Below are 13,257 nucleotides of genomic sequence, written 5' to 3'. Positions count from 1 at the left end.
GTATATCGATTACTATAATAACGATCGAATTAAACAAAAACTGGCCGGCATGAGTCCGGTAAAATACCGAACTCATGCCAGCCAATTAGCTGCATAAATAAAACTCTAACTTTAAGGGGTCACTACCATGATGGTCTTGTTTAACTAAAGCACCTGTTAGTAGAATAAGAAAGTTTTTTAATATTGTTTGAAGAATAACTAGACTCCAATTATATTCTCATAAAGAAATTCACCGATTGAATAAATTAAGGATATAAAGGGTAGTACAACAAAAATGAAAAACCAAATAAAATCCTCACGTGCTTCTTTTTTCATTTTTACATCATTCTCCAATTATTATCACTCCTTTTCTAAGTTCATTAACAATTTTCACTTCTAATTTAACAAAACTGTTACTTTAAATCAATACAAAAAAGATATACTCCTTCTTGAAGGAAAACACCCGTTAGCCATCCATGCAACACAAAATAGTGCTGCACCACAGAGAATGAAAATGGTTAGTGTATTAGAAGTATTGCACGAAAATACAATGTAGGTAAGTCTGTATTTCATCGGTGGGTGGCTAGGTATATTGAACATGGAATAAACCAAATGAGAAGTGGGTAATGGATGTGACAGAATGTTTATCATTTGTTTCATTAGGGAATCAAAATAACTGCATTAACAATTTTAGCGTTTCTTGTTTTGCTTCTTTCAATATTTTGAAGCGTCCAATCACATCTGCAGTTTCAGAAGGATCATGTCTTAAAAGGCATACTTTAAACTAAGGAGGTTAGTAGATTTGATAATTCAAACACTTAACGGTGGACTATTCATAAAGAATACGGATGAATCAGATATTAAACTACAAGTGCAAGAAACAGGAAAGCTACAGGTACTAGAAACTGATAAGCTATTAGAAACATACGAAATTACCCCTGCTAATTTCGTGAGCAAGCAAGATTTAAATGAGAGCGCGGCGATTGAAAGTCCCACCAATGTTATGGTATATGAAAATACGCCTACTCTACTCCAATTGCCAGGAGGAGCAACTTTAGATTTAGCTACGCTTGCCAGAACCGAGCGATTGGAGAATGTGGTCATTAACGTAAAGGACTTCGGTGCTACAGGTGATGGTTTTTCGAATGATACTGCTGCAATAAAAAATGCTATTGCTTACGCAAATAGTAAGGAAGGTTCGACTTTATTCTTCCCCCATGCAACAAGCTATTGGGTAGATGAAACAATCTATATTCCATCTACCATATCAGTTAAAATGGATACACTTATACTTTACGGTGGAAACCTAAACGAGCCTTGTTTGGTTATTGGTGGTCCTGATTTAGTAACATCCAATAAAACCTATGAAATTCGTGTAAGAAGATCTCTGCGATCTGATTGGTCTGACGAGAATTGTATCGGTGTGAAAGCTGTTAATTTAGATACTTCTCATTTACGTATCTTTGAATCTCAAAACTTTACGATAGGTGTTCAAACAATAGGTGTTAATAAAGGCTTTGCATACTCCACAATAACTCTAGGAAGAATAATCAATAACAAAATAGCTTTAGACGTGACTAACGAGGGAACAGGTTGGTGTAATGACAACATATTTGATGGAGGACGTATTTCTGTAAACTCAACTGTTCACAAGGACAAGAGCAGGTACGGAATACGAGTTACATCAAAGTTGGGCTATCGAAACAATAACAACATATTTAATAAGCCTGCAGTAGAAATGGGAACTCCGACAACTGGAGAATCTATTGCTATATTGGTAGAATATGGGGTATTAAATAAATTTAAGGATGTTAGGTCAGAAGGAAATAATCTAACAATTGCTAGATTTACAAATCAATCTTCTAAGAACTTAATAACTGTAGGTTATTCATCCATATTAACGAGAATAGAAGATTTAAGCACTAGAGGTGGGAATACCTTAACAAATCCCCAAATAATAGCTAGTGGAAGTTTCAAAGCGGTGTATAGCATCCCTAACCTGCACAAAAAGGTAACTCCTTACGATTCGGTAAACCCTACTCGACAGCACGTATCAGGTCTTTTAGGAAAATCGAATACTAGTAAAATTGCTACGAAATATGTAGCAAACTCCACAATTCAATCAGATCATCTAGAAGTTACAAATAGTGCTTTAGGTATTTTTGTTAATACTGAAAACACAAAAGAGTTTGTAGTTGGCGGTGAGAGACTACGAGGTTTTGGTGGACGGGGAATTGTTATAGGTTATGGGGAAGATGGTAGCCAATTGCTAAACGATTTTGGTTACGTGGTTGGTCTAGAGGATATGTCCATGAATTACAGCACGAATTCTGGAGGTCGCTACCAAACAGGTGCGGATAATGAGAGATCGGTTTATTTCAAACTACATGCAAACGTGAAGAAGATTTTTGTTGGATTCGCTAGCGGTGCTAATGCCTTAAAGATGAGGTCTTTCTATTTGCACGCTTTGTTTGAAGAACTTCCTCCATCGGTAGATATTACACCTAATACAAACTTTGACGAAAGACTAGCTCTAACAAAACCGACTGCAGGAACGTTTGTACAGGGAGATTTCGTTCGTAACGATGCACCAACAGAGCTAGGTACTGAAGGTAGTAAATATATGGTCACTGGGTGGACTTACACAGTTGCAGATACATGGGTAGAGAATCGTTCTCTTACAGGGAACTAGATAAATGAAAAGGTAGATTAGGTCAAAGTGAACTGCACCCCAATTGTTAGACAACTTCTAACAATTGGGGTGCAGTTCAAAATGATGGTCTTGTTTAACTAAAGCACCCTTTTAGCCATCCATGCAGCACAAAATCAGTGCTGCACGACAGTTTTCTTGTATTAATATTTATCGTTCTGGCGACTCGTTAAATATCTTTATTTCACGGATGGCTTTTTTATCCGTCTCTACTTCGATTTCACTTTCGAATTCTTTCTGCTACTATTTTCTGTTGAGTTGGTGAAAGAAGTCTATCCTATTATCACTTAATACATTTTTTCCAAAATAAAAAAAGCCCAGCTTAATAAACTGGACTACATTGTGTAAATTTTGTATTTGTGATTGTATTATTACAAATCAGAAATCATACCGCCATCTACCACAAATTGAGCTCCTGTTGAATAGCTAGAATCATCTGAAGCTAGATATATGACTAAGTTTGATACTTCTTCTGTTTTTGCTCTTCTTCTTAATGGAATGTCTTGTTCAAGTTTTTTAATGAAGTCAGCAACATCGCCCTGTTCCGCCATTGGAGATTCAATAACGCCAGGGTGTACAGAGTTTACTCGAATATTGAATTGACCAAGCTCTGTAGCAGCACCTTTTGTCATACCAGTCACTGCATGTTTTGATGCACTATATGCGATTGCAGTTGGCGCACTAACTAAACCGTCAACGGATGAAATATTTACAATCGAACCGCCTTTTGCTTTTTTCATAGATGGTACTACTGTTTTCATTCCTAAGAATACGCCTAATTCATCAATTTCAAATGTTTTTCTAAAATCCTCTTCAGTCAAATCTTCTAAAAGTTTGAAAATACCAATTCCAGCATTGTTCACTAATACGGTAACAGGTCCGAATGTTTCTTCTGTTTTTTCTACAACTTCTTTCCAGTTTTCAGCACTTGAAACATTAAGTTTCAATGCAATTGCATTGTCACCTACTTCATCCGCCAATTTCTGAGCAGCCTCTAGATTAATATCAGTGATAACAACTTTTGCGCCTTCCTCAACGAACTTGCGTACATGCATAGCACCCATACCTTGAGCGGCACCTGTAATGATTGCAACCTTGTTTTGTAATTTCATACTCAAACTCCTCCTTTAGTAATAAATCTCGAACACGAGATTTATTACTTTTAATTCTATTCCCTTTTTTATTTAATATCAAACATTGAGATTCCTTCTTCCCTAAATAAACCATTTTTCCTGTTTCTTTACCCATTTTCTTATAAACACTAATAACCACTTTCCCTTGGTTCCAAAAGAAAGAACGATTACCTGGTATAGTAATCGCCTTCATTCTCCGTCAACGATCTTTGCAAAGTCATCAAGAGTAGTTGAATACTTGATATAGATCCGTGGTAAAAGATAGAATTCGTCTTTTATGCCCTTCTCAGAAAATAGTTCAGGAGTTGTCGTAAGTCCAAACAAATAGTATTTCTTCGTTTCCGCTACGACCTTGTTACTGAAATTTCCGTATGGATACGCAAGAGCAGTAACTGGTTTGCCCGTTATTTTTTGAATTTTCTCTCTGGACCCTTTCAGTTCATATTCATAATTTTTTATTTTCGTCAAATCAGGATGTGTAGCAGTATGAGACTGTATTGAGATGATTCCCGAATCAGCCATCATTTTTAAATCCGATTTCGATAATCGGTTGGAGCGACCGATAAAGTCAGAAATAACAAAAATGGTACCAGTTGGTTTAAAACGTTCGTTTTTCAGTTTTTGAAAGATACTAAATGCATTCAGATTGTTTTTGTATCCATCATCAAAGGTAATGAAAATGGGTTTGTTTACTTTATTAATGTCTTGCCATCGATCAAAAGTTAATAATGTGTAGCCATGGTCTCTTAGATAAATCATTTGTTTCTCGAAATTCTCCGGTGTTACATATAACTCCCTAGAACCCTTCCCTTTAAATTCGTCAATCGAATGATAAATTAAAATAGGTACTTTAGGTTGAGCAAAAACATGTGATGGAAGAATTAATATAAGAAGACATAGGAAAAACATTGCAACCTTTTTCATAAAACACCTCGCTTTATAACATTTTTATTACTTTTCATTTATTGTTCCTCAAAAACATAGGACTATTACGATTTCTCCAATATTGATTCCATCTACCTATTTTCTTCATTTTTTCAGCACTATTAACACTAGTAAATATGAAAAAAATCTTTTTCTCACCTACCTCTTTACTTTTCAAAAAGTGAACATTTCCCTTTTTAAAGGAACATTCGTTTGTGGAGAAAAGTTAGCTGTTATGATGATGTCTGGGTAATAATAAATAAGTTACCGTTACCTATTAAAAAAGCAAGGCCAGATTGGCCCTGCTTGTTATTTGACTGTTACTTTTCCAAACATTCCTTCCTGAAAATGGTACCGTTCTTTCCAATAAACAAGGCTCTGATAGGAAGTAATTAATAATCCAATTCTAGTTATTGCATCTGTCCCTGAGTGGGTTCTTCTGGCAAGTGGCATTTCAAAGAAAGTTAGCCCTGTTCCTGGGCTTCCAACTAAATCACCATAGAACAAAGGATACATCGATGGATCATCTTGATTGACAGACACTTTTACTCTACGTAATCCAAGAATATTTTGATAGAATCCATTATTCACTTTAATTTTTTTTTATCATTGAAATATGATAATGTCCTGCTATTTTTTCCATTTTCATCACCTAAACTTTAATAAATTGTTTACGTATAATGACTGAGCACATCCTTCAATCAATTTGATAAAGATTTGCTCAACCTTCATACTTTTTTTATGAAACAACATGCACATGTTTAATCATGTGCATGTTGTCTAATCAAGCATAAAAGTTTCCGAATAATTAGCGGATTGGTTTTATTTTTACCCGTTCGTTTAAGTACAATACTTCACTATCTTATTTACATCTTCATAAACTTAATTCCTTATATGTGTTATCCATGCAAAAAGAAGCCATCTTATTAAAGAAAAGCCCCGGATTGGAAGATCATTATAATAAAGAAAAGCCAGTTGGAATCTTATAGGATTAAGAAACTTAGATTATTTTATGCTGTGTTATTATTAAATTGCTATTCTATGACATTTGTTGGTGTTGCTACCTTTACAATAATAATACTGTCATATGCTTCGTTGGGTGTCATTTCAATCGTGTAAAACATCTTTAAAGTCTTGTACCACCAGCGGAAATCATCCCCAATATTCGCCATTTTTTGTTCCCTCGAGATGATATCCAATAACTCATCCCACTTACTTGCTTTTTCAAAATTAACATAGAAAACATTTGACTCCACTTCACTGAATGCATCAACTAAATCATTGTGATTCTCCAGTGTATGAATTTGTCGCTCACCAGAGCTACCGTTTTTCGCCTGAAACTCGCTGCTGATAAAATCAGTCCCAATTGCAAAGTATTCTTCACCATATAACTCATCTAAATAATTTCCCATTGATTTGTAACCAGCTAACGATGCAGACGTTTTTTCAATGTGCCCATTATGTCCGGTAATGAATATTTTATCGTGACCTCGCTCTGCTTCAAATTCAACAATCCATTGTAAATTATCCGACAAATATTGATCACGAAGTTTCGTATAATCTCCTTCGTTTAAAAATAACTGTGTACGCTGTTTCATGATTTGCGCATATTGTAAAGCAAAGAGATAGGCTTCAGTAGACGATTGTTCCACGTAAATCACTTCATTTTTTTGCAGGTCTAAAATGATATTTTCTATTATTTCATCGATTTCGTTCAATTGCTCCGTCGTTAACTTACGCATTTTATCATTTGAAACATGTTTCAGCTGTAATGCATATTTTTTGAATGCATCTGCACTAACAACTTTATAATAGTCAAGCACGCCTTTTTTACTATAGTCATAGCGTTGCATATCATTTCCATAAATATAAATTTTCCTGTCCTCGCTCACCGTCGCGTTATAATCATGCATCCATTGAACAAGATCAATCATTTGTTCCGTTTTATAAATACTATAATCAAGGGTGTTCACTGCCTCTTCTGCAGTACCAGTTCCATTTAAAATGAATTGATTAATTTGCTGTCCGCCTCCAAAATCACCTTCTAAGACAAAAACACGGACATTTTCATTTATTACCAATACTTCAAAAACGTCTTTTTTCAACTCTTGAAATTCAATATTCCCATGTGTTGCCTCACCCAATCCGATCACCTTTATATCATCTGGAATATCGATTTGTTCAATTATTGATATGTATTGATCTACCTCATCAACTGTTTCACCAGTCCCGCATCCAGATAATAAAAAAAATAGAAAAATTGGTAAAAACAATAAAGAACTTTTTTTAAAAAAATTCATTTTATATCCCCTATATTCTCTAAGATTTTACAATAGACAAACGTTAGTTTCGTGAAAGACAGACTTTTACTGGACATGCCTTATTACTAAAATGAAACTTTTGATTACTATCCTAATTTTTTGCCCCTCCTCTTCTCCCAATTTCAAACATTCCTTGCCAATCTTTTTTCTGTATTTCCTGCACTAATACAATTTCCAATTGACAGTTTATATTCTATTTAAACATCAAATTACCTGCATTTATTCAAGAATCTGGCCCGATAATGAAATTAAGGCGCTTCTTTTTTCCGTTAAAGCGCCCGACTGTGGTAGATACATTATCCTCAATTACTTCTTTGAATTAAATAAAGTTCATAATTAACATCCTCGCATTATTTTTCTTTTAACATTGAATACTTTCGATAAGCTTTATAGAAACTGCTACCAAATAAAACAACCATAAGGGCGGGAAGTGACCTCAAAAGTGCAAATGGAGTTTCAAATAAAAATGCTTTCCAAAATAATGCACCTTTCATACTCCAAAGCCCTTCAGCTAAATATAAACCTGAATCCTTGTAAAGCGAATAAAAAAAAGACAAAAACAGTATACATAAACCAGATGAATAACCCATCAATCTTTTATAATAATTACTCTTTGATTGGCGATCCGAGAAGATTTCATTTTGATTATCATCTTCTTTTTGCCAATATCGAATTCCACCAAGCCAGGGGCCATTTATATAAATCCAACCGAAGTCTTCATATATCCCTTTGTAATCTTTGAACCTTTTCTTTGATAAATAATCTTGATAATCCAGCCGCATCACATATCTCTTGTCGGTTTTTTCGAAAGTGTATATTCCTAATCCACTAATATTTGTGCAACGATAGCCTTTTTGTAATTGCACGTTCAGCCATTGCTCTTCTTTTTCAATATCAAAAAACATCTTAAGTTTCTTCATTCGATTCACTTCCTTCGTATAGGGATAAAATATGCAATAACCTGTTTTGTTCCATTTTCAAAATTGCGCTTCCTTCCGCAGTTATCATATAAACTTTTCTTCGACCTGACTCTCCAACAGGTTCAATCCAACCATGCTTATTCAAGTTTTCAATCGCACCATATAATGTACCAGCTGCTAAAATAACAGTACCGTCACTTATCTTTTCTATCTTCTGCATTACGGCATAGCCATGGAGTGGCTCACGCATAGCTAATAAAATATAATGCATGGTTTCAGACAACGGTAATAATTTATGTTTCATATCCTCACCCTCTATTCAGTTCGACTATATAGTTCAACTTAACAACAACATAATACAGTTCAACTGAATAGTCAACAACATTTTTAAAATTGTAACAAGCTTGATAACGAGGGAAAAATCAATCTAAAAAGTCGCTTTCCTTACGTAAGGGAAAGCGACTTTTTGTGTAGTCTTCTTCAATTAAATGGTCCGATTGTTGAAATAAAGCTAATGATAATTGTTGAACTAAACTGCTAAGTTAGTTTAAGTGCAATATTTCACAACGGATTTTCTACGACCTACTTATGTTTTGGATAAAAAATAAATCATCGAAATAATGGTCTTGTTTAACTAAAGCACCCGTTAGTTTAAGTAGAAAAAGTATTATTCACTATTTGAAGTAAGTCTAAATGGTTATTATTTGATAGGTCTAATTTTCAATTACAATTTCTCCTTCACCTTTTGGTGTTTCGAAACCATTAAGATAGGAAGTCAAAATTTCTTCTGTAATAGGAAACGCATTAGCATCAAATCGTTTGTTTCGAATCTTGAGCCGTTTACGCATATCATCAGGATGAACTTTTAAATAAATAAGTTTCCATTTACCTCCGAATTTTTCAATAAGCTGTTTATATTGATCCCTTCTTACACGATCCCAAAAACTGAAGTCAATTACCACCTGTTGTTTATCTTGAATTAACTTGATTAAATGATTGCGCAATTTTCTTTCTGCATCTTTCTTGTATTCCTCAATCTTTTCAATTGGGAAATCAATACCATAACGACCATTAGTAGCCCAAATTTCTTCATCAATAGAAAGACGTACAAAGCCTTCTTTTTCTAATAGTTGTGAGAATGTAGTTTTCCCAGAACCGGCCACACCACACATCATTACCACCAAAGGGGTGAAATCATTTCGTTCACGATAAATTAAGTCAAAATTAAACTTTTCAAACATCTGGATACCCCCGTTATGAAATGAATTCCATCATAATCCTAAGTTAGTTCTGAATCGCCTTTTTAAACTAAACTGCACTTTAGTTCAGTAAGTTCAACAAAAAGGGGATTAATCCCTTCCTGATACAGATAGGGAAGCCTTTGAAGTTATCGCTGGCTTTTTCCCCTGTTCACACCGTACGTGCGACTTTCACCGCATACGGCGTTCCAACTAATTCAATTCATTTAATCATTAACACTCATAATTTCATCATTTGTGTCTCAGAGTTCGATCCGATACGAATCGGTTGAATATCTGGGATTTCTTCTATTGATAGATCCAAAGGAATCACCATGGAAAAGCTGGAGCATCAGTATGCAGGTATGAGTCCGAGGGTAAACAGTAGCATCGGGACCGCTATCAGGATCAAACTAAGCACCACGGGTGCGCCGACCACCCCGAGAATGGCGTAGCCTCTTCGTGTGTAATGACGCCGCGAGTAGGAGACGGCCAGGAAGCCATAGCCAATCGCGGCCAACAGGAACATAAATACGTAGCCGACACCTTTCAGATTAATTTGACCGGCATTGCCAGCAAACCCGGAAATCATACCCAGCGCCTGCGTCACGCTGCCCAGGGCATATAATCCGAGCGTGGCGAAAGCTCCCCACAACAATACTGTCATGAGAGCCGGTAGGTGAAGTTTCGGGATGTTCACAACCGACAATAACGCCACAGCCGCGCCCAATGCCTTAAAGCCAACGACAAGCCAGTTCATCACCGTGATGCCGGCCGCGTACTCGGCAAGTGGACCCTCGGCGAAATAATCTGTGACCTCGAAGACGACATTGACCACCGCAAACGCAATTCACCACAGAGCCATCAGGACCCCGATCACAGTAACACCTGGCCCCGGGGATGTCCGTGACACCTGACTTATTTTTAAATGCGTTTTCATTATAAATATTCCCACTCCTTTGATTACCTTACCTTTGATGATACATAAGAAGTGTTTTATAATAACGGATCCGGAGTTCTATTTAAAACTACGTCTGGAGTCTTATTTATATCTACTTTTTTAAAAATTTCTTCGTCAATATTCCAGTTAATCTCCTTAGCATAGCTCACACCCCTTATTCAACTAAATTGCCCCGTTACTTGAATAAGAAAAGGGCTCAACTTCTTAAAGTAGAGCACCCGATAGTTTAAGTGTAATATTTCACAATTTTACTTTGATAAAAAAGTTGTCGGCATACTAACTTTTTTACAATTCTATTGTTGAAGAACAAAGAAGATAGGGGTCACCGCAGCTATGCCCATCTTTAAGTAATCCACGACATTGCCCTAGTTAATCTACCTAAATATTAAGGTAGTCTTAGTGGTACTCCTTTTCCAAATCATATGATTATACCCTTCGCCCCAATAATCCTTCAGCAAGTAATCAGGTTCTCCAAATTTTTTCTTCCATATTTTTTGTGCATTGGTATATCCACTATCTAAACAAAATCCTTCAATTCCCCTAATCTTGAGGGTTAGATACATAACATTCAAAAGTAAATTACCGATACCTCGTTTTTGATAATCTGGATGAACAAATACTGTACCAACCTCAATACATCCCTTTAATTCTCCATTTGTGCAATTAACAATCAATTCACTGGCAGGACCGTATTCAATCGAACCGATAATCTTATTATCATTTTGATCTAAAGCTATCCAAAAAAATCGATTTTCTCCGTTGCTATCAATATCACAATTCAAGTATTGATTCTTATACTCAATTTCATTTCTTATTTCATCTTCCATTCCTGATAAGCCTTCTACAGTAAACGTATCCTTAATGACCTTACTAAAAAATTGATTCATCTCTTTAGCGTCCTCAATTCTTGGTCTCCTTACCTCAATGTTATACACCCATATCACTTCCTTTACATTCTAAATTTCAAATTAACTTGTCCATTCTTTAATCATATTTAACTGACGGCCCAATTCTTTAAAAATCTCCAATATGTGCTTCCCGTATAGTGGCTCTTTATATGTTAAAGGCACATTTAAACAATGCATTTATTCTTAAAAACAATGAAATATTTGGTTCTTTTAGTAATGAGTTGAAGGTGAAGAATCTCCCACATCTTTAAGAAGAAATCCTAAAGCAAAAAACAGACAAGTAAATTTATCTTGTCTGTTTTTTTCGTATTACGTTTCTTTTGTAAAATCAATAATTCGTAAAGGATTTCCGGATTCATCTTTATAAATGGCATATCGTCCAGGTGGAATATCAACAGGTTCCTTTAGAAACACAAGCGTATCTTTCTTAGATTTATAGAATTCGTCAACACTATCTACTAAAAAAATTCCCCCAGCAGATAATTCCTGCTCATCATCCTCAATCATTAATTTAATTTCTGAATCAGGTAAATTAAATGCTACAGTTTTGTCCCCTTCTCGCCAAGCTTCCTCAAAGCCAAGTATTTCGCGGTAAAAAGTAATGGATTCTTTTAAATCTTTAACTGGATGATACAAAAAAACTAGCTTCATAATTTTCCTCCTCTTAGGCATATATTTTTAATAATTATGGAGTATTGTTAAATCCATATCTATTCTCGATTCAATCGAATATTATTTCCATTCCATTAAAATTAAATCATTATTAAGTTCTTTAATTTTTTTAAAACCGCATTTCTTATAGCTAGAGATTGCTCTAAGGTTATTACTTTTCACCTCTAGTATTACGCTTGATGAACTTTTCTTTATACTGAGGTAATTTAACATCATCGAAATCATGGAAGTTCCTATTCCTTTCCCCCATAACTGTGTTTCTCCAATAAATTGATCAATTCCATAAACATTTTGACCCACTGAATAACCATATTTCTTTAATTCAGATTCTTGTATTGCATAGAATTGAATATATCCAATAGATACTTTTTTGTATTCAACGATGCAAGGAGTTACATAATGATTTCCGTCCACTCTAGGACCATATTTTTTTGATACTTTATCAGAGTTAAAAGGTGTCTCTTCATAGAATTCCAAAACCAATGGGTCATTTAGCCATTTTACCATTAACCCAAAATCAGAATGTTTCATCTTCCTTATAACAACATCATCTCTCAATATCATTCGATTTTTCATCCAACACTTTTGATCAGCCCCGTTTAATTCAATTTCCTATCTTTTAATTTTGAAATAACCATTGTTTTACATTATCTTCAAAATCTTTTTCCTTCCAAGCAGTCACAGCATTTAACTCACCATATTTTTCTATCTGGTGTTGAAAAAACATATCTCCTACAAAATATCCTAATCTACTATAACCAAAGCGATTCAAACCATTTATTGAAAACCATTTTTTAAAAACTATTACATCATCTAGGTTTATGTAATTTTCTTGAAAGGCTCGTTTTATTTCTTTTTTATTTCGAATCGAAAATTCCAACCATTCATCCCCATCATCATTATACGAAAAATAGATGGATGGATTTAAGTTAACTACTGTTCGACGAGAAAAGTGTGTAGCTGCTCCTTCCTGATTCAACCATGTAAGAGGGCTATTCCAATGGATTTTTGTCCAATCTATTCTAACTTCTTCAGAAATGATGTTTTGTGCTGCATGACCAAACTCATGGGCAACAATCACTCTTAAATGATTCTTGATAGGAGACAACTGTTCTAATGAAAAGGTGATATTCGGAATAAATTGTCGATGCGTATAAGCATTTGATCCAAATCCACCTACAATCAAATTAACATCGATTGGAAATGAAATCTGATACAACTTAAAGTACTCTTCCTTTATTTCTTGTAGAATAGGTAAAATATTTTGATGAACTTCTTTTATACTTTCAATATAATGAGGATATTTTTTTAGCGATTCAATATGCCTATCTTCAGTGTTTTTACAATGATAAGTAAAATATTCATTAAAAATTTCTGGATAATTACTATAGTAGGATCTTAAAAAATTGATAGAAGGATCATAGTTACGAATAAAATAAGGCACTGTATCAATAATTCTCATAAAATATCTCCTAATGTTTTTTATATCCA

General features: G+C 34.7%; 14 protein-coding genes and 1 pseudogene. 2 read left to right on the top strand and 13 right to left on the bottom strand.

From position 1 onward, the window contains the following. On the top strand, positions 1–97 hold a 97-nt coding region (locus WAX74_RS14855), incomplete at its 5' end, for an IS3 family transposase (RefSeq protein WP_241600806.1). 101 nt (positions 98–198) lie between these two features. On the opposite strand, the gene WAX74_RS14850 is transcribed toward WAX74_RS14855, so the two are convergent. Next, complete coding sequence (locus WAX74_RS14850) at positions 199–333, bottom strand: hypothetical protein (protein ID WP_336498446.1); 135 nt, start codon at positions 331–333, stop codon at positions 199–201. Between the two features lie 448 nt (positions 334–781). Between WAX74_RS14850 and WAX74_RS14845 the strand changes: the two genes are divergently transcribed. After that, entirely contained in the window at positions 782–2,671 is a 1,890-nt protein-coding gene (locus WAX74_RS14845; RefSeq protein ID WP_336498445.1) for a glycosyl hydrolase family 28-related protein, read from the top strand. Between the two features lie 389 nt (positions 2,672–3,060). Here WAX74_RS14845 and WAX74_RS14840 read toward each other — a convergent pair whose 3' ends face one another. The 12 genes and pseudogenes from WAX74_RS14840 to WAX74_RS14785 form a co-directional block, all read right to left on the bottom strand. Continuing rightward, positions 3,061–3,801, bottom strand: a complete 741-nt coding sequence (locus WAX74_RS14840) for an SDR family NAD(P)-dependent oxidoreductase (protein WP_336498444.1) — start codon at positions 3,799–3,801, stop codon at positions 3,061–3,063. Between the two features lie 210 nt (positions 3,802–4,011). Next, a complete protein-coding gene (locus WAX74_RS14835; protein WP_336498442.1) occupies positions 4,012–4,746 on the bottom strand; it encodes a polysaccharide deacetylase family protein in 735 nt (244 codons plus the stop codon). 318 nt (positions 4,747–5,064) lie between these two features. Then, positions 5,065–5,389: pseudogene (locus WAX74_RS14830) on the bottom strand (VOC family protein); the annotation flags it as partial. A 391-nt stretch (positions 5,390–5,780) separates the two neighbouring features. Beyond that, entirely contained in the window at positions 5,781–7,046 is a 1,266-nt protein-coding gene (locus WAX74_RS14825) for an erythromycin esterase family protein (RefSeq protein ID WP_336498440.1), read from the bottom strand. A 371-nt stretch (positions 7,047–7,417) separates the two neighbouring features. Continuing rightward, positions 7,418–7,987 carry a DUF2812 domain-containing protein gene (locus WAX74_RS14820; RefSeq protein ID WP_336498439.1) on the bottom strand — a complete coding sequence of 190 codons (570 nt, stop codon included), beginning with the start codon at positions 7,985–7,987 and terminating at the stop codon, positions 7,418–7,420. After that, entirely contained in the window at positions 7,974–8,291 is a 318-nt protein-coding gene (locus WAX74_RS14815; RefSeq protein WP_336498438.1) for a PadR family transcriptional regulator, read from the bottom strand. Before WAX74_RS14815 ends, WAX74_RS14820 begins: the two co-directional genes overlap by 14 nt. A 409-nt stretch (positions 8,292–8,700) precedes the next feature. After that, a complete protein-coding gene (locus tag WAX74_RS14810; RefSeq protein ID WP_336498437.1) occupies positions 8,701–9,228 on the bottom strand; it encodes a P-loop nucleotide/nucleoside kinase family protein in 528 nt (175 codons plus the stop codon). 349 nt (positions 9,229–9,577) lie between these two features. After that, entirely contained in the window at positions 9,578–10,063 is a 486-nt protein-coding gene (locus WAX74_RS14805) for a hypothetical protein (protein WP_336498436.1), read from the bottom strand. A gap of 497 nt (positions 10,064–10,560) precedes the next feature. Next, entirely contained in the window at positions 10,561–11,121 is a 561-nt protein-coding gene (locus tag WAX74_RS14800) for a GNAT family N-acetyltransferase (protein WP_336498435.1), read from the bottom strand. A 282-nt stretch (positions 11,122–11,403) separates the two neighbouring features. Then, positions 11,404–11,745, bottom strand: coding sequence for a VOC family protein (locus tag WAX74_RS14795; RefSeq protein WP_336498434.1), 342 nt, complete (start codon positions 11,743–11,745; stop codon positions 11,404–11,406). 81 nt (positions 11,746–11,826) lie between these two features. Continuing rightward, positions 11,827–12,342 carry a GNAT family N-acetyltransferase gene (locus WAX74_RS14790; protein ID WP_336498433.1) on the bottom strand — a complete coding sequence of 172 codons (516 nt, stop codon included), beginning with the start codon at positions 12,340–12,342 and terminating at the stop codon, positions 11,827–11,829. A 43-nt stretch (positions 12,343–12,385) separates the two neighbouring features. Beyond that, positions 12,386–13,228, bottom strand: a complete 843-nt coding sequence (locus WAX74_RS14785; protein WP_336498432.1) for a hypothetical protein — start codon at positions 13,226–13,228, stop codon at positions 12,386–12,388. Positions 13,229–13,257: the final 29 nt, after the last annotated feature.

The organism is Psychrobacillus mangrovi (genome assembly GCF_037104765.1).
GTDB classification, from domain to species: domain Bacteria; phylum Bacillota; class Bacilli; order Bacillales_A; family Planococcaceae; genus Psychrobacillus; species Psychrobacillus mangrovi.
The sequence above is the reverse complement of the archived record's forward strand: the minus strand, read 5'-3'. Positions and strand labels throughout refer to the sequence as shown.

What these genes read in the sequence shown, in the direction of transcription:
- WAX74_RS14820 (WP_336498439.1), bottom strand. Translation starts at nt 7,987, where the DNA reads ATGAAGAAACTTAAGATGTTTTTTGATATTGAAAAAGAAGAGCAATGG.
- WAX74_RS14825 (WP_336498440.1), bottom strand. Translation starts at nt 7,046, where the DNA reads ATGAATTTTTTTAAAAAAAGTTCTTTATTGTTTTTACCAATTTTTCTA.
- WAX74_RS14810 (WP_336498437.1), bottom strand. Translation starts at nt 9,228, where the DNA reads ATGTTTGAAAAGTTTAATTTTGACTTAATTTATCGTGAACGAAATGAT.
- WAX74_RS14815 (WP_336498438.1), bottom strand. Translation starts at nt 8,291, where the DNA reads ATGAAACATAAATTATTACCGTTGTCTGAAACCATGCATTATATTTTA.
- WAX74_RS14795 (WP_336498434.1), bottom strand. Translation starts at nt 11,745, where the DNA reads ATGAAGCTAGTTTTTTTGTATCATCCAGTTAAAGATTTAAAAGAATCC.
- WAX74_RS14790 (WP_336498433.1), bottom strand. Translation starts at nt 12,342, where the DNA reads ATGAAAAATCGAATGATATTGAGAGATGATGTTGTTATAAGGAAGATG.
- WAX74_RS14785 (WP_336498432.1), bottom strand. Translation starts at nt 13,228, where the DNA reads ATGAGAATTATTGATACAGTGCCTTATTTTATTCGTAACTATGATCCT.
- WAX74_RS14840 (WP_336498444.1), bottom strand. Translation starts at nt 3,801, where the DNA reads ATGAAATTACAAAACAAGGTTGCAATCATTACAGGTGCCGCTCAAGGT.
- WAX74_RS14835 (WP_336498442.1), bottom strand. Translation starts at nt 4,746, where the DNA reads ATGAAAAAGGTTGCAATGTTTTTCCTATGTCTTCTTATATTAATTCTT.